The organism is Pseudomonas sp. GM25 (assembly GCF_000282255.1).
GTDB classification, from domain to species: Bacteria; Pseudomonadota; Gammaproteobacteria; order Pseudomonadales; family Pseudomonadaceae; genus Aquipseudomonas; species Aquipseudomonas aphyarum.
In genome coordinates this window covers 108,437-125,197 of sequence record NZ_AKJQ01000009.1, presented here as the reverse complement: position 1 = coordinate 125,197, position 16,761 = coordinate 108,437, and the positions used below count along the sequence as shown (strand labels likewise).

Sequence of the window (16,761 nt, the reverse complement as noted above, 5' to 3'; positions counted from 1 at the left end):
GGCGTTATTCAATAAACGTCATTACGCTTTATCCATTTAGTTAAAAGCCGGTTGCATAACGGTTTCGCGGCATTCGCCGCTCTGGAACTTGGAGACGCTGGAATGTCGCAACCGACGCAAAAGCTGCGCCTTGGCGCACTGATCGCCCTGGTGGTGGGTTCGATGATTGGCGGGGGGATTTTTTCCCTGCCGCAGAACATGGCGGCCCGCGCCGATGCTGGCGCCATCCTGATCGGCTGGGGCATCACGGCGATCGGCATGCTCACCCTGGCCTTCGTGTTCCAGACCTTGGCCAACCGCAAACCGGAACTGGACTCCGGCGTGTATGCCTACGCCAAGGCCGGGTTCGGCGACTACATGGGGTTCTCTTCGGCGTGGGGTTACTGGATCAGTGCCTGGCTGGGCAACGTCGGGTATTTCGTGTTGCTGTTCAGCACCCTTGGCTACTTCTTTCCGGTGTTCGGTCAAGGCAATACGCCGATTGCCATCGGCTGCGCTTCGGTGTTGCTGTGGGCCGTGCACTTTCTGGTGATGCGCGGGATCAAGGAAGCCGCGCTGATCAATCAGTTGACCACCGTGGCCAAGATCATTCCGCTGATCATGTTCGTGGTCATTGCCGCCGTGGCCTTCAAGGCGGACGTGTTTACCCGGGATATCTGGGGCCGCAGCAACCCGAATTTCGGCGGCGTGATGGATCAGGTGCGCAACATGATGCTGGTCACGGTGTTCGTGTTCATCGGTATCGAAGGCGCCAGCGTTTACTCGGCACGGGCGGAGAAGCGCTCGGATGTGGGCCGCGCCACGGTGATCGGTTTCATCGGTGTGCTGGCGCTGCTGGTGCTGGTCAATGTGTTGTCGCTGGGGATCATGAGCCAGCCGGAACTGGCGACCTTGCAGAACCCGTCGCTGGCCGCCGTGCTGGAACACATTGTCGGGCCATGGGGCGCGCTGCTGATCAGTGTGGGCCTGGCCATTTCGTTGCTCGGTGCGTTGCTGTCGTGGGCGCTGTTGTGCGCGGAGATCCTGTTCGCCACCGCCAAGGACAATACGATGCCGGCGTTCCTGAAAAAGGAAAACGCCAACCATGTGCCGGTCAATGCGTTGTGGCTGACCAACGTGATGATCCAGATTTTCCTGCTGATCACGCTGTTTTCCGCTGGCACTTATACCAGTCTGATTTACCTCGCCTCGTCGATGATTCTGGTGCCGTATCTGTGGTCGGCCGCCTATGCCGTGTTACTCAGTGGACGGGGCGAAACCTATGAACATGCCTCCGCCGAACGCACCAAGGATCTGCTGATCGGCGGCATCGCGCTGTGTTACGCGGTGTGGCTGTTATATGCCGGCGGGGTGAAATACCTGCTGTTGTCGGCGCTGCTGTATGCGCCGGGGGTGATCCTGTTCGCCAAGGCCAAGCATGAGCAGGGCGAGCCGCTGTTCACCACGCTCGAGAAGGGGATTTTCACCTGCGTCATTGCCGGGGCCGGGCTCGCGGCCTACGGGTTGTACAGCGGCGTGTTGTCTCTGTGAGGTTACGGCTCGACTATCAGGGATCCTGTGACTGGCCGGCGATGCTCGGGTTTCTCGCGGCCCGGGCTGTGGCGGGGATGGAGACGGTGGTCGATGGCGTGTATTCGCGCAGCATCGGGCTGAATGGGCTTCACGGCACGGTTTCGGTCTGGCCCGGTGACGGTGATGCAATGGAGGTGGAACTGGATTTCCCGGATCCGTCGGCGGTTCCCGAGATTGTTGCGCGCTTGCGACGGATGTTTGACCTGGATGCGGATTTGCCGACGATGCAGCGGCATCTGGCGGCGGATCCGCTGCTGGCGCGGCTAATCGCCGAGCGTCCGGGGTTGCGGGTACCGGGGGCGTGGGACGGTTTGGAGTTGGCGTTTCGGGCGGTGCTGGGACAGCAGATCACCGTGGTCGCTGCGATTCGGCTGGCGGGGAAACTGGTGGCGCAGTATGGCGAGCCTTTGCGTTCTGCGGTGCCGGGCCTGACTCACGTTTTTCCTCGGGCTGCGGTTTTGGCGAACGCTGATCTGGCCGCGCTGGGCATGCCGAAAAGTCGCGGGCGCACCTTGTCCGGGGTGGCGCAGGCGTCGCTGGAGGATCCGTTGCTGTTTGCATCCGGGACGGCGCGCTTGCTGGCGCTGCACGGGATTGGCGACTGGACGGCGCAGTACATTGCCCTGCGGCAGTTGCGGGACATGGACGGGTTTCCGACTGGCGATGTGGGATTGCTGCGGGCGTTGGAGGTGCTGGAAGGGGAGCGGATGACGGCGCGGGAATTGTCTGTTCGGGCAGAGGCCTGGCGGCCGTTTCGGGGGTATGCGGCGCAGGTTTTGTGGGCGTCTTTGAGTCGTGCGGATTGATATCCGCACGCCTTCAAAACCATTGTGCTGGATGTGAGCCCAACTCGGTCGCCGGCAATGCCCACTGCAACGGCGTTCCTGCGATGCGAAGCGGCGCTTGTAGCCGATGCGCCGGCCCCCAAGGTGTCTGCTCCACCAGCGAGCTTTGATCCTGTGGATTTTCCGGACGCAACGTTTCATCCGTCCCAGCCCCACGCTCAACCAACAACTTCGCCGTCCGCGCCAGCGACAACCGTGCCGATCCACTTCGACCACTGCGCAACCGTTCAGCCAGCAACCGGATCACACTCGCCGCCATCAGATACCCCGTCGCGTGATCCAGCGCTTGCACCGGCAGCGGTGTCGGTTTGTCCGCCTGCTTCCAGCGCTGCCCGGCTTCGGCAATCCCGCTGCTCATCTGCACCAGACTGTCGAAGCCCCGGCGGTTCTGCCACGGGCCGTTCCAGCCGTAGGCGTTGAGGCAGACATCGATCAGCCCCGGCGCCAGTTGTCGGCGACGCTCGACGTCGAAGCCGAGATGTTCAAGGGCGTCGGCGCGATAGCCGTGCAGCAGAATGTCGGCATCCTTGAGTAGACTTTCGAACACTGCGCGATCCGCCGGCTCATGCAGATCCAGTCGTGCACAACGTTTGCCGAGGGTCACTTCCGGCACCACGCCGGGTTCGTTCCAGGTCGGTGGGTCGATGCGCAGCACATTGGCGCCGAGCCCCGCGAGGAAGCGGCTGGCGGTCGGGCCGGCGAGGACGCGGGTCAGGTCGAGCACCTTGAGCCCGGCCAATGGCTGCGCCACCGAGCCATGCCAGGGTTGATGGCTTTCGTCTTTCCCATCACTGAAATGCACCAAGGGTTCGGCATTCACCGCCAGCCCTTGCGGATGTTTCTGCCACTGTTCCCAGCTGCGCATTTCAGCCGCACAGCCCGTGGCCTCGACCACCGCTCGCTCCAGATCGGCACTGGCCCATTGCGCGACTTTCGCCGCCATCGCTGCGCGGTCGGCACAGGCGCCGAGCACGCTTTCAGCGGCGGCGCGGTGATGCGGGGCGTTGGTGTGCAGTCGGATCCAGCCGTCTTTGGTCGCGTAGTCGCCGGCCACCGGATCCCACAGCGGCGGCACTTCCCAGCCGATCGGTCGCAACGACGTGGCGAACCAGAACGAGGCGAGTCGGCGGTCGACTTCTACAGTGGGCAAGTCGCCGGTTTGCTGCTGAAGGAGTTCGGCGACGGCTTGCCCGGCAGCGGCAATGCTCGCGCAGGCAAGGTCGGTGACGGCAAACGCCGAAGGCAGGGCGCCCTCGGCGGTGAACGGAATCGGCGTGGGGGACAAGCCGAGCGCGGCTTGAATGGACGTGAGCAGATCAGTCATCGAAGGCCCTCCGGAAGAGGGCTTGATCATAGAACAGATGACGAGATCGTTCCCATGCCCTGCGTTCCAGTTCAGGAGCTGGACGCGGAGCGTCCTGGGCTGCATTCCCACGCGGAGCGTGGGAACGATCAGGGAAGGGATGACAGTGATGTTCTAGACGCGGAACTGATCCATCAATTTCATCTGCTGACTGGCCAGGGCGTTGAGCTGGCTGCTGATCGCAGCCGATTCGGTGGCCTGTTCGGTCAGGGTTTCGGTGACGGTGCGGATCGCCGAGACGTTGCGGTTGACCTCTTCGGCCACGGCGCTTTGCTGTTCGGCGGCGCTGGCGATCTGCAGGTTCATGTCGCTGATCACGGTGACCGCGTCGCTGATCTTGCCGAGGGCGTCCACGGCCTGGCGGATCTGCCCGGCGTTGTTGTGGGCCTGGGTCTGGCTCGAGTGCATGGTCGCGACCACGCCACGGGTGCCGGTCTGGATACGTTCGATGACCACGCGGATTTCTTCCACCGAATCCTGGGTGCGCTTGGCCAGGTTACGGACTTCGTCGGCCACCACCGCAAAACCACGACCGCTTTCACCGGCACGGGCCGCTTCGATCGCAGCGTTCAGCGCCAGCAGGTTGGTCTGTTCGGCGATGCTGCGGATCACTTCCAGCACCGAACCGATCTGCTCACTGTTGACTGCCAGCTCTTCGACTTCGGTCACCGCTTTGCTGACTTCGTCCGCCAGTTGATTGATGTCGCGGGTGCTGCGCTCGATGATCGACATCCCGTCCTTGGCCGACTGGTCGGCGCCCTTCGCCGCGTTGGCCGCATTCGACGCGCTGTTGGCCACGTCGTGGGCGGTGGCGCTCATTTCGTTGGAGGCGGTGGCCACCTGATCGATCTCACGGAACTGCACCTGCATGCCTTCGCTGGTCTGGCGGGCGATTTCCGACGACTGATCGGCGGTGCCACGGGCCTCGGTGATGCTCTGTTTGATCTGGGCAATGGTCGGTTGCAGCTTGTCCAGGAAGCGGTTGAACCAGTTCACCAGTTCGCCCAGTTCATCCTTTTTGGTGTAGTTCAGGCGCTGGGTCAGATCGCCTTCACCGCTGGCGATGTTCTTCAGCATCTCGGCAACGCTGTTGATCGGACGGGTCACGCCCGAGGCGGTGAGCCAGATCAGCACCAGGCCGATCAGACCGGCGATCACTGCAACGGCGAGGGCGGTAATCGTGCCGGTTTCCTGCGCGTCGTCGAGTACGGCTTGCAGCTTGACCGAGTCGGCCAGCAGCACTTGTTTCGGCAGGTCGATGACCACGCCCCAGGCGCGGGAGTTGCCGATCGGATCGACCGGGTACACGGCGCGGATCAGGTCGCCCTGTTCGAGAATCTTCGGCGTACCGGCGCTCAGCAGTTGCAGGATGTCCTTGCCTTCGGCGCCGAGGGTTTCGGCGATGCCTTTGCCGACCTTGGTCGCGTCGGTGCTGTAGGCACCCAACACGCCGCTGCCGGAGACAATCAGCATGTGCCCGGCACCGTTGAACAGTTCGCGCTGGGAACCCACGGCCGCCGCTTGCAGCGCATCGAGAGCGATGTCGATACCGACCACGCCGATGGCCTTGCCGTCCACCAGCAGCGGCACGGAAATCGTGGTCATGAGCATTTCCTTGGTGCCCACAGTGTCGGCGTACGGGTCGAGCAGGCAGGTGCGCTTGTTGTCGCGAGGGCAGGTGTACCAACTGTTATAGGGCGTGCCGCTGAGGCTGAGGGTGGTCTTGGTCATGTCTTCTTCGACCATGATCGTATTCAGCGCAGAACCGGCGGCGCGGCTCCAGTAGGTGGCGAAGCGCCCGGCTTCGTTGGACTGGCGTGCGGCGTCGTTGACGAACTCGCTGTCCTTGCCGTCCAGCCCGTTCGGTTCGAACGCCAGCCAGATGCCGAGCACCTTGCTGTTGCGCTCGAAGGCGGTCTTCAGGCTCAGGTTCAATTCTTCACGCAGGGCGCCGGCGTCCAGCGAACGCTTGGCGGCCATGACGCGCATGTCCTTGATCTGGTCGGCCAGCGCGGTGATCACCAACAGGCTTTCGCCGAAGGTTTTCTGCACTTGCACCGCCTGCTCGGCCGCCTTGGCCTGCAGCAGATCCTGCACGCTGGCGGTGAGCATCTTGCTGCTCGACTGGCTGACCAGTTCGTCGTTCTGGTTGGTCTGGTAGATGTTGATGCCGACGATCAGCGCAACCACGCCGAGCAGGCACAGGCCGGACAGCAGGACGATTTTCAGGCGAATGGACAGAGAGTCGAACATGGGACGTTCTCGCGAATGAATGAACTGTTGGCTACGGGGCAGGGAGGTGCCCGGTTCGCCAAATCCATTCAGCGCCATTCAATGCTCATCGGCGCGGGGCGAGGGCGCATGAGCCGCATGCCGACGAACGGTCATGGCTAAACGTTTGCGCGGGTAAAAGCCCTGAAAACAAGGGGAAAATCAGGAAATCTTCGGCAGCGCTTCCGGTCGTGACCAGATCCATAGGTTGCCCATCGTCATGCCTGCAATCGCCAGATAGATCGGCCAGCCGTGATCGAGCATCACCAGCATCAGCGTGGCGCACAGCAGCATGCTGACGGTGGCACTGAGCTTGGCCTTGCGGGCGATGATCTTGCCGTTGCGCCAGTTGCTCAGGATCGGGCCGAACAGCCGATGGTTTTCCAGCCAGGCACTCAGGCGCGGCGAACTGCGGGTCGCGGCCCAGGCGGCGAGCAGGATGAACTCGGTGGTCGGCAGGCCGGGCACGACGATGGCGATCAGGCCGATGCCGAGACTGACATAGGCGAGCAGACCGAACAGCAGGCGGGCGAGTCGGGAGGAGGCGGGTTGGGGCATGGGCTCAGCGAGAGGCTTATGAAGCGGGATGGGAATCTTACAGGCTTATGCAGTTCCCTGTGGAAGCCAGGCTTCCACAGGGGTTCAGCAATCAGGCCGGTTCGGCTTCAGTCGAGTAAGCCTGTTCCAGCAGCACGGTGAAGCGATTGAACGCGTCAATCGCGCCTTGCTCCACTTCGGCTTCCTCTTCAGCGCTGAATTGCAGCGAGTCGAGGGTACGCACAAAGCTCTTCCAGCCTTCGGCGCGACCACCCTCAGGCTCGCCAAGGTGGCGGGCGCCGAAGGTTTCGCTCAGCTCCAGCGCTACGGCTCGTTTGATCAGGAACGCAGCACCGAGCTTGGAACCTTCAGAGACGAAGATCCAGCCCAGGGCGCGGGCCTTGCTCGGGTTTTTCACCGCGCCGGCGACTGGCGCAGGCACTTCAGTGTCGAGATCGGCAAGGTCGGCCCTGGCCGCTTCGGCGCGGCAGCGGGCCGGCAGGTCAGGGACGATGGCGGTCAGTTCGGCATCGTTGTACAGCGACACCAGTTCCGACTGGAACAGGTACTGCGCGACCACGAAACGGGCGAAATTGGCGCGGGTCTCGAACGGTGCGTGGGCCTTGACCAGTGCGTCGAGTTTGCTGTGCGGCTCGTGGGTGATCTGGTTCAGGCGTTGCGAACGCAGGGCTTTTTCCGGGGTGCTCATGAGATGTCCTTGAAAAGAAGAGGCGCTTGATAACGAGACGTACGGGCAAGCGCCGGACAGTAAAAAAACCTCACGACGCGGCAATGCACGCGCGCCGTGAGGTCATCCGGATCAGATATCCCAGACCAGGTTGATCGCGAAGTTGCGACCCGGTTGGGTCAGGCGATCGAGGTTGGCCGGTTGTGTCACCGACGCTTCGCCGACGCTGTCGTAACCGCGCACGTCATCCCACAGCCAGTATTTCTTGTCGGTCAGGTTGTAGATGCCGCCGCTGACGGTGACGTCGTCGGTGACCTTGTAATAACCGGCCAGATCGAGAATGCCGAAGCCCGGCGACTTGAATTGGCTGCTCACACCGTCCGGCGACTTGAAGTTGCTGTCGTCGACGCGATCCTTTTTCTTGACCACGGTCCAGCTCAGCAGGCCGCCGTAGTTGTCCTGGTCGTAACCGAGGCCGAATACGCCGGTCAGCGGGTTGACGCTGTTCAACGGCTCGCCGTTGTCGTTGTTGCGTCCGTAGGCGTAGGAGATCGAACCCTGGGTGTACAGGCCTTGCGGCGCACCGAAGGAATCCAGGTTCAGGCGACCTTTGACTTCAGCACCCTTGATGGTGGCGTGCTTGATGTTGCTGGACTGGAACGTCAGCTCGCTGTAGCCCGGGGTGACGGCATCTTCGTTGATGAAGTCGCGGTACTTGTTATAGAACACCGCCACGTCGAACGAGCCTTGTTCGAAGTTGCCGCGCAGACCGGTTTCATAGCTTTTGCTCTTTTCCGGTTCCAAGTCCGGGTTCGGCGCCACGTTGTAGCCGGTGGTGCTGTTCTCGAAGCGGCCGTACAGCGCTTTCGCGGTCGGGGTGCGGAAGCCTTCGGCGTACTGACCGTACCAAGTGTAGTTTTCGGTCAGGGCGTAGGTCAGGCCGAATTTCGGCGAGACTTTATGCCAGGTCTTGTTCTCGTCGCTGACCGTACCGTTGCCGTCGGCGGCCACGGTGTTGAGGAACTCCTGGGTAATGTGCGGCTTGAGCTGGGTGTAGTCGTAGCGCAGGCCCGGCAGGAAGGTCCAGTTGTTCCAGCTGATCTGATCCTGGGCGAACAGGCTGTAGGTGTTGATGGTCGGGTCCGGGAAGTCGCTGGATTTTTTCAATACGTCAGCCGCGCTGGTGGCGCCGATCGCGGTGCAGCCGCGACCGACCGCCAGGCATGTGCCGTCGCCGCTGCGCGAGCCGGTAACTTTCTGCTGCTTGATGGTGGTGCCGTAAGTCAGCACGTGATCGGTGGCGCCGATGCTGAAGGCCTTGTCCAGTTGCGCGTCGAAGACCCACTGTTTCTCTTCGTAGATCGTGTCGCGGGTGCGCAGCACTTTACGGGTGATCGGGTAGTAGAACTCGTCGGTGCTCTGGTCGGTCTTGGCAGTCTGGTGGTTGAGGCTCCATTTCACGTTGTCCGCCAGCAGGCTGTCGAGCTCGAAGCTGTGCTCCAGGCCGAAACGCTCGCGGGTGATGGTGTCGTTGCCGGTACGCCACTGGTACATGCCGCCGGGCAGCACGCTGTTCGGGATCGTCGGAGCACCGTTGAAGTACGGGCCGCCGTAGGCGCTTTTCTGATCGGTGTCGCGATCATCCTTGTACTTTTCGTAGGTCAGGCCCAGGCGCGAACCTGCGTTGTAGTTCCAGCCGATCTTGGCCAGCACGTTGCTGGCTTTCACGTCTTCCGGGTTGGCGGCGGTGCGCTCAAGGCCCGTGCCGTTGTTGCTGCCGTAGGAATCGGTTTCGTGGCCGTCGCGCTGGCTGTAGTGCAGTAAGCCGTCGAACTGGTCGGCGCGACCGGCGACGGTGGCGGATTTCAGCCAGCTCTCGTCGGCGGAGCTGTAGCCGGTCTTCAGGCGGGCGCCGACGTCTTTGCCGGGCTTGATGATGTCGTCCGGGTCGAGGGTGTAGTAGCTCACGGCGCCGCCGATGGCGTTGCTGCCGTACAGCACCGAGGCCGGGCCACGGAGGATTTCGACGCGTTTGACGATTTCCGGGTCGACGTAATTGCGCTGGGTCTTGGCGTAGGGGCCGTTGAAGAAACCATCAGGCACTTCGACGCCGTCGACCTGAGTCAGGATGCGGTCGCCGTCGATGCCGCGAATGTTGTAGCCGCTGATCCCGCCGCGCTGGCCGGCGCCGCCGACGGACACACCCGGCTCGTAGCGCACCAGATCCTTGATGGTGTTGACGTTGTTGCGGTCCAGATCCTGACGGGTCTGCACGGTGACGGTGGCCGGCACGCTGCTCACCGATTGTTCCTGACGGGTGGCGCTGATGGTCACCTGATCGAGGTTAAGTGCACCGCTGCTGGCGCGTTTTTCCAGCACAACGTTGTTGTTGCTCAGTTTGCGGAAGCTCAGGTTGGTCCCCACCAACAGGCGCTCCAGGGCTTTTTCCGGTGGCAGCGAACCGCGCACGCCCGGCGACGACACGTCCTGACCCAGTTCCGCCGGCAAACCGACCTGCCAGCCGGTGACGGCGGTGAACGCATTGAGCGCCGACACCAGCGGCTGCTGGGCAATGGCGAACGAGTAATCGCCCATGTTGCGCGTCGGCTGTTCGGTGGCGGCCATCAGCGGCGCGGTGCCGGCCATCAGGATGGCAGCGGTCAGCAGCGACAGCACGCGGGAAGGGGAAGAAGTCTGGCGGGTAAGGCGTGAGGACATCGATAGCGCTCCGTGTCGCACGAATCTTTATAGGTGCTGATTGATCTCGCGAGATGCGAATCAATTGCATTGGCTATAACGAGACGAACGAGCTTTGGCTATCGAGTAAAAATAATTCTCATTTAGTTCAAAATCACCAGCGCCGGGAATTCCTGAAGCTTGGCCGAGGTGATGTGAGCGAGCGAACGCACCACGTCCAGCGGCTGGTCGAGACGGTAATTGCCGGTGACGGCAACGTCGGCCAACTGTTCGTTGGTGTTGATGATGAAGCCCGGGTAGTAGCGGCGCAGTTCGGCCAGCACCTGATTCAGCGGGCAGTTTTCGAAGATCAGCCGACCCTGCACCCACGCCAGATCGGTGGCGGCGTCGACCTTGGCCGGGCGGTCGAAACCGTTCGGGCCGATGCGGATGCTTTCCCCGGCAGACAGACGCACACGGGCATCGTCACGGGTCGCACGCAGATCGACATCGCCACGCTGCACCCGCACCTGCGCCACGCCGTCCAGATAACGCACGGCAAATGCGGTATCGCGCACACTGGCTTTCACCGGGCCGGCGTCGATTTCCAGTGGCTGATTGCGGCTGGCGGGGATCTCGAAAAACGCTTCGCCCTGATACAACCGCGCGACTCGCTGCTGATCGTTGATGGTGCTGGAGAACGCGGAATTGGTGTTGAGCAGGACTTTCGAACCGTCCTCAAGCTGCAGGCGCTGACGCTCGCCGACCACGGTCAGGTGATCGGCCTGCAAACGCATCGGCAGGTTGCTGAAACTGAACAGCCCGAGCAGCAGCACCGCGGCGGTGGCCAGCGGTTTCCAGTGCGGACGCAGACGAGTGAGGACGGTGACTTTCTTCGGTTGTGCGGCGAGGTTCTGCGCGCACTGAGCAATCTGCGGACCGTCCCAGATTGCCTGGGCCTTGGCGAACGCCTCGGCATTCAACGGATCGGCCGCCAGCCAGGCATGGAATTGCCGGGTCTGCTCCTCGTCCGGACTGCCGAGCACGATGAGCCAGTCCAGAGCCTGGTCCATTGCGCTTGCGGCGTCCTGCGCCGATGAAGGCGAAGGGGAGCGGTGGATGTCCGTCACGGTGTTTCCTCGGCAGTGTCTGTGCACGGCTGTTTTTTTAGTGAAGCGTAAAAGTCGGGCAAGGGTAACAAAGCCCGATGATCAGTGCAGTCGATCCTGTCGAATACAGACGAGGCCTACAAATCAGTCGCCGTTCAAGCGCTCGGCGACACCGATGCAGATGGTCATGATCAGTTTGAGTTCTTTCTGCACTGTGCTGAGGGACACGCTCAGTTCTTCGGCGATTTCCTGATAGCTATGCCCGTGCAGGCGGCTGAGGATGAAGATTTGCTGTTGGCGGGGGCTGAGTTCACCGAGGCTCACGTTCAGGCGCTCCAGCAATTGTTCGGCGTGGGCGGCGTCTTCGGCGCTGCTGGCGGGGGCGGCGACGCTGTGCACCACGTCCTGCGGCACGTCGTCGACCATGGTGCGCGAATGAATCTTGCGCGCACGCAAATGGTCCAGCGCCAGGTTGCGCGCGGTCTGGAAGACAAAGGGTTCAAGGTGATCGATGGCCCGTTCGCTCAGCGCCCGGGTGACGCGCAGGTAGGTTTCCTGCAACAGGTCTTCGGCGGTGCTGTGGTTGTTGACCATCCGTTCCAGGGTCCGCAGCAGCGAAGTGCGCTGGGCGAGGAAGACGTGATTGAAGTGTGATTGACTCACGGGAAGACCTGATCCATTTCGAGCGAATGATAATGCTTATCATCCGCCCGAGTGGTCAAGCGTTGATTTGTCAAAGGTTGGTAAAGCTTTTGCCCGCTCTCAAAACGGCGGCTGCGGTTTTATTCCGCGTTGCACAGCGCCAGGCAATTATCGAGCATGCGGTTGGAGAAGCCCCACTCGTTGTCGTACCAGGCCAGCACTTTCAGCAGTTTGCCGCTGGATTTGGTGTGGTTGGCGTCGAAGATCGACGACAGCGGGTTGTGATTGAAGTCGCTCGATACCAGCGGCAGGGTGTTGTAGCCGAGGATCTTCGAATGCTGGCTCGCGGCTTTCATCAATGCGTTGACTTCATCGGCCGAGGCTTCGCGCTTCAGCTGCACGGTCAGGTCGACCAGCGACACATTGATCACCGGCACACGCACGGCCATGCCGGTCAGTTTGCCCGCCAGTTCCGGCAGCACCAGGCCCACGGCTTCGGCGGCACCGGTCTTGCTCGGGATCATGTTCTGGGTGGCGGAGCGGGCGCGGTACGGGTCGGTGTGATAGACGTCGGTCAGGTTCTGGTCGTTGGTGTAGGCATGAATGGTGGTCATCAGACCGCTCTCGATGCCCAGCTCGCGGTGCAGCACTTGCGCGACTGGCGCGAGGCAGTTGGTGGTGCACGACGCGTTGGAAATGATCTGGTGCGACTGGCGCAGAATGTCGTGGTTCACACCGTAAACGACGGTGGCATCGGCGCCTTTGGCCGGGGCCGAGATAATCACTTTGCGTGCGCCGGCGGTAATATGCGCGGCGGCTTTGGCGCGGTCGGTGAACAGACCGGTGCATTCGAACACCACATCAATCTTTTCCGCGGCCCATGGCAGGTCGGCCGGGTTGCGGATGGCGCTGACCGAAATGCGGTCGCCGTTGACGGTCAGGCTCTCGTTGTCATGAGCAACTTCGGCGTCGAATGTGCCATGAACGGTGTCGTACTTGAGCAGATGCGCATTGATCGCGCTGTCGCCCAGATCGTTGATGGCGACGATCTGCAAATCCTGACGATAGCCTTGGGTATACAGTGCGCGCAGGACATTACGGCCGATGCGGCCAAAACCATTGATTGCGATTCGAAGAGTCATTGAACAGCGCCGCCGTCGTTTTGTTGTTGGAATTACAAGATTATTCGCATAAAAATAGAAAACAAGCCTTTTTAGTGGCAATATTTTGTTTTATCTACAACGAGTGACCTGAATCAACTGGTCCGAATGATCAAGAAAACCGTTCGTCATCCCACGCGAACGGGCTTTTGATCAGCATAGACAATCAGGTCGCCACATCCGTTAGCCTGGAGTTCTACACATGCATCCCCGCGTTCTTGAGGTCACCGAACGGCTTATCGCCCGCAGCCGCGCCACGCGTCAGGCTTACCTTGCGCTGATTCGCGACGCTGCGACTGACGGGCCGATGCGCGGCAAACTGCAATGCGCCAACTTTGCCCACGGCGTGGCCGGGTGTGGCAGCGAAGACAAGCACAGCCTGCGGATGATGAACTCGGCGAACATCGCAATTGTTTCGTCATATAACGACATGCTTTCGGCGCACCAGCCGTATGAAGTCTTCCCTGAACAGATCAAGAACGCCCTGCGCGAAATCGGCTCGGTCGGCCAGTTCGCTGGCGGCACGCCTGCAATGTGCGACGGCGTGACCCAGGGCGAGCCGGGCATGGAGCTGAGCCTGCCGAGTCGCGAAGTGATCGCGATGTCGACGGCGGTGGCGCTGTCCCACAACATGTTCGACGGCGCGCTGATGCTCGGCATCTGCGACAAGATCGTACCGGGCCTGATGATGGGCTCCCTGCGTTTCGGTCACCTGCCGACGATTTTCGTCCCGGGCGGGCCGATGGTCTCGGGGATTTCCAACAAGGAAAAAGCCGACGTGCGGCAGAAATACGCCGAAGGCAAGGCGACCCGCGAAGAGCTGCTGGAATCGGAGATGAAGTCCTACCACAGCCCGGGCACCTGCACGTTCTACGGCACCGCCAACACCAACCAGTTGCTGATGGAAGTCATGGGCCTGCACCTGCCGGGCGCGTCGTTCGTCAACCCGAACACGCCGCTGCGTGACGCCCTGACCCGCGAAGCCGCGCATCAGGTCACCCGCCTGACCAAACAAAATGGCAACTTCATGCCGATCGGCGAAATCGTCGACGAGAAGGCGCTGGTCAACTCAATCGTCGCGCTGCACGCCACCGGCGGCTCGACCAACCACACCCTGCACATGCCGGCCATCGCGATGGCGGCGGGCATTCAACTGACCTGGCAGGACATGGCCGACCTCTCCGAAGTCGTGCCGACCCTGAGCCACGTCTATCCGAACGGCAAGGCCGACATCAACCACTTCCAGGCCGCGGGCGGCATGTCGTTCCTGATCCGCGAACTGCTCGAAGCCGGCCTGCTGCACGAAGACGTCAACACCGTGCTCGGCCACGGCCTGAGCCAATACACCAAAGAGCCGTTCCTCGATAACGGCAAACTGGTGTGGCGCGAAGGCCCGACCGACAGCCTCGACGAAAACATCCTGCGCCCGGTGGCTCGTGCGTTCTCGGCAGAGGGCGGCTTGCGCGTGATGGAAGGCAACCTCGGTCGCGGCGTGATGAAGGTGTCCGCCGTGGCGCTGGAAAACCAGATCGTCGAAGCACCGGCCATGGTGTTCCAGGATCAGCAGGATCTGGCCGACGCTTTCAAGGCCGGTCTGCTGGAGAAGGATTTTGTCGCGGTGATGCGCTTCCAGGGTCCGCGTTCCAACGGCATGCCTGAGCTGCACAAGATGACGCCGTTCCTCGGCGTGCTGCAGGATCGCGGCTTCAAAGTGGCGCTGGTGACGGACGGGCGCATGTCCGGTGCGTCGGGGAAAATCCCGGCGGCGATCCACGTCAGCCCTGAAGCTTATGTAGGCGGCGCTTTGGCGCGCGTGCAAGAGGGCGATATCATCCGCGTCGATGGCGTCAAAGGCACTTTGGAACTCAAGGTGGACGCCGCCGAATTCGCAGCGCGCGAACCTGCCAAAGGCCTGTTGGGCAACAACATCGGCAGCGGTCGCGAACTGTTTGGCTTCATGCGTTTGGCCTTCAGCTCGGCGGAGCAGGGCGCCAGCGCCTTCACTTCTGCCCTGGAGACGCTTAATTGAAACTGGCTTTGGTCGGTGACATCGGAGGCACCAACGCGCGGTTTGCGTTGTGGAAAGATCAGCAGCTCGAATCGGTTCAGGTGCTGGCCACGGCCGACCATGCCAGCCCGGAAGAGGCGATCAACCTCTACCTGAGCGGGCTCGGTCTGGCGCCGGGCGCCATCGGTTCGGTGTGCCTGTCGGTGGCGGGGCCGGTGAGCGGCGATGAATTCAAGTTCACCAACAACCACTGGCGGCTGAGCCGCAAGGCGTTCTGCCAGACCTTGCAGGTCGAGCAGTTGTTGCTGGTCAACGATTTCTCGGCGATGGCGCTGGGCATGACCCGATTGCAGCCCGGTGAATTCCGCGTGGTCTGCGAAGGCACGCCGGAGCCGTTGCGCCCGGCAGTGGTGATCGGCCCGGGCACTGGCCTGGGCGTCGGTACGTTGCTTGATCTCGGTGAAGGGCGGTTTGCCGCGTTGCCGGGAGAGGGCGGTCACGTCGATCTGCCGCTGAGCAGTCCGCGTGAAACCCAGCTCTGGCAGCACATCCATAACGAGATCGGCCACGTCAGCGCGGAAACCGCGTTGAGCGGCGGCGGCTTGCCGCGCGTCTACCGGGCGATCTGCGCGGTGGATGGTCATGAACCGAAACTCGATACGCCGGAAGCCATCACTGCGGCAGGTCTTGCAGGCGACCCGATCGCCCTGGAAGTGCTGGAACAGTTCTGCTGCTGGCTCGGTCGCGTGGCCGGCAACAACGTGCTGACCACTGGCGGCCGTGGCGGGGTGTACATCGTGGGCGGCGTGATTCCGCGTTTCGCCGATTTCTTCCTCGAAAGCGGTTTCGCCCGCAGCTTTGCCGACAAGGGCTGCATGAGTGATTACTTCAAGGGGATTCCTGTGTGGCTGGTGACGGCGCCGTACTCGGGGCTCGTCGGTGCAGGAGTCGCGCTCGAACAGGAAGGCTGAAGATCGTTCCCACGCTCTGCGTGGGAATGCAGCCCGTGACGCTCCGCGTCACTGGACGCTCCGCGTCCCTTGATACATTCCCACGCAGAGCGTGGGAACGATCGGTCTACACATCAGGCATAATCCGCCCAATTCCAACAACAAGGATGCCTTCGAAGTGAGCTCAGTCAACAAGTCGATTTTGTTGGTCGATGACGACCAGGAGATACGCGAGTTGCTGGAAACCTACCTGACCCGCGCGGGTTTTCAGGTACGGGCCACGGCGGATGGCGCCGGTTTTCGTCAGGCGCTTAACGAGGCGCCGAGCGATCTGGTGATCCTCGATGTGATGCTGCCCGATGAAGACGGCTTCAGCCTGTGCCGCTGGGTGCGCCAGCATCCGCGTCAGGCCCAGGTGCCGATCATCATGCTCACCGCCAGTTCCGACGAAGCCGACCGGGTCATCGGTCTGGAGCTCGGCGCCGACGACTACCTCGGCAAACCTTTCAGCCCCCGCGAGCTGCAAGCCCGGATCAAGGCCTTGCTGCGTCGCGCCCAGTTCGGTCAGGAACGCGGCGGCAGTGAAGTGCTGGCGTTCGATGAATGGCGGCTGGACATGGTCAGCCATCGGCTGTTCCACACTGACGGCGAGGAAGTGATTCTGTCCGGCGCCGACTTCGCCCTGCTCAAACTGTTCCTCGATCACCCCCAGCAAATCCTCGACCGCGACACCATCGGCAACGCCACCCGTGGCCGCGACCTGATGCCCCTCGACCGCATCGTCGACATGGCCGTCAGCCGTTTGCGCCAGCGTCTGCGCGACACCGAAAAACCGCCGCGCCTGATCCGCACCGTGCGCGGCAGCGGCTACCAGCTGGCAGCCAATGTGGTTGCCGGCAATGGTCACTGAGTTCCTGCGCACCACCGCGCGCAAAGTGCC

13 protein-coding genes and 1 pseudogene are annotated in these 16,761 nt (G+C 62.1%); 5 read left to right on the top strand and 9 right to left on the bottom strand.

All coding sequences use genetic code 11. The features are described from left to right. Positions 1-102: 102 nt before the first annotated feature. Positions 103-1,530, top strand: coding sequence for an arginine-ornithine antiporter (gene arcD, locus PMI24_RS03155; RefSeq protein ID WP_007951183.1), 1,428 nt, complete (start codon positions 103-105; stop codon positions 1,528-1,530). Further along, positions 1,527-2,378 (top strand): DNA-3-methyladenine glycosylase family protein, encoded by an 852-nt coding sequence (locus tag PMI24_RS03150; RefSeq protein ID WP_045121635.1) that lies wholly within the window; start codon positions 1,527-1,529, stop codon positions 2,376-2,378. Before arcD ends, PMI24_RS03150 begins: the two co-directional genes overlap by 4 nt. 13 nt (positions 2,379-2,391) lie before the next feature. On the opposite strand, the gene PMI24_RS03145 is transcribed toward PMI24_RS03150, so the two are convergent. The 9 genes and pseudogenes from PMI24_RS03145 to gap form a co-directional block, all read right to left on the bottom strand. Then, complete coding sequence (locus tag PMI24_RS03145; RefSeq protein WP_007951181.1) at positions 2,392-3,741, bottom strand: CoA transferase; 1,350 nt, start codon at positions 3,739-3,741, stop codon at positions 2,392-2,394. A gap of 153 nt (positions 3,742-3,894) precedes the next feature. Further along, complete coding sequence (locus PMI24_RS29710; RefSeq protein ID WP_371320921.1) at positions 3,895-4,650, bottom strand: methyl-accepting chemotaxis protein; 756 nt, start codon at positions 4,648-4,650, stop codon at positions 3,895-3,897. 102 nt (positions 4,651-4,752) lie between these two features. Next, positions 4,753-5,760 (bottom strand): annotated as a pseudogene (locus tag PMI24_RS29705) (PDC sensor domain-containing protein); the annotation flags it as partial. A gap of 453 nt (positions 5,761-6,213) precedes the next feature. Then, complete coding sequence (locus PMI24_RS03135; protein ID WP_007951179.1) at positions 6,214-6,609, bottom strand: YbaN family protein; 396 nt, start codon at positions 6,607-6,609, stop codon at positions 6,214-6,216. Between the two features lie 91 nt (positions 6,610-6,700). Further along, complete coding sequence (locus PMI24_RS03130; protein WP_007951178.1) at positions 6,701-7,297, bottom strand: biliverdin-producing heme oxygenase; 597 nt, start codon at positions 7,295-7,297, stop codon at positions 6,701-6,703. 111 nt (positions 7,298-7,408) lie between these two features. Continuing rightward, positions 7,409-9,994, bottom strand: coding sequence for a TonB-dependent receptor (locus PMI24_RS03125; RefSeq protein WP_007951177.1), 2,586 nt, complete (start codon positions 9,992-9,994; stop codon positions 7,409-7,411). Positions 9,995-10,116: 122 nt separating this feature from the next. Further along, positions 10,117-11,082, bottom strand: coding sequence for a FecR family protein (locus PMI24_RS03120; RefSeq protein WP_007951176.1), 966 nt, complete (start codon positions 11,080-11,082; stop codon positions 10,117-10,119). Positions 11,083-11,205: 123 nt separating this feature from the next. Then, positions 11,206-11,724, bottom strand: a complete 519-nt coding sequence (locus PMI24_RS03115) for an RNA polymerase sigma factor (protein ID WP_007951175.1) — start codon at positions 11,722-11,724, stop codon at positions 11,206-11,208. Positions 11,725-11,843: 119 nt separating this feature from the next. Beyond that, positions 11,844-12,845, bottom strand: coding sequence for a type I glyceraldehyde-3-phosphate dehydrogenase (gap, locus tag PMI24_RS03110; RefSeq protein ID WP_007951174.1), 1,002 nt, complete (start codon positions 12,843-12,845; stop codon positions 11,844-11,846). A gap of 220 nt (positions 12,846-13,065) precedes the next feature. Here gap and edd point away from each other — a divergent pair, with 220 nt between their 5' ends. The 3 genes from edd to PMI24_RS03095 all read left to right on the top strand — a co-directional run bounded on the left by edd (position 13,066) and on the right by PMI24_RS03095 (position 16,731). Further along, positions 13,066-14,892 carry a phosphogluconate dehydratase gene (edd, locus tag PMI24_RS03105; RefSeq protein ID WP_007951173.1) on the top strand — a complete coding sequence of 609 codons (1,827 nt, stop codon included), beginning with the start codon at positions 13,066-13,068 and terminating at the stop codon, positions 14,890-14,892. Continuing rightward, positions 14,889-15,842: a glucokinase gene (locus tag PMI24_RS03100; protein WP_007951172.1), complete on the top strand. Its 954-nt coding sequence runs from the start codon at positions 14,889-14,891 to the stop codon at positions 15,840-15,842. The genes edd and PMI24_RS03100 overlap by 4 nt, the downstream gene beginning before the upstream one ends. A 157-nt stretch (positions 15,843-15,999) precedes the next feature. Then, complete coding sequence (locus PMI24_RS03095) at positions 16,000-16,731, top strand: response regulator (protein WP_007951171.1); 732 nt, start codon at positions 16,000-16,002, stop codon at positions 16,729-16,731. Positions 16,732-16,761: the final 30 nt, after the last annotated feature.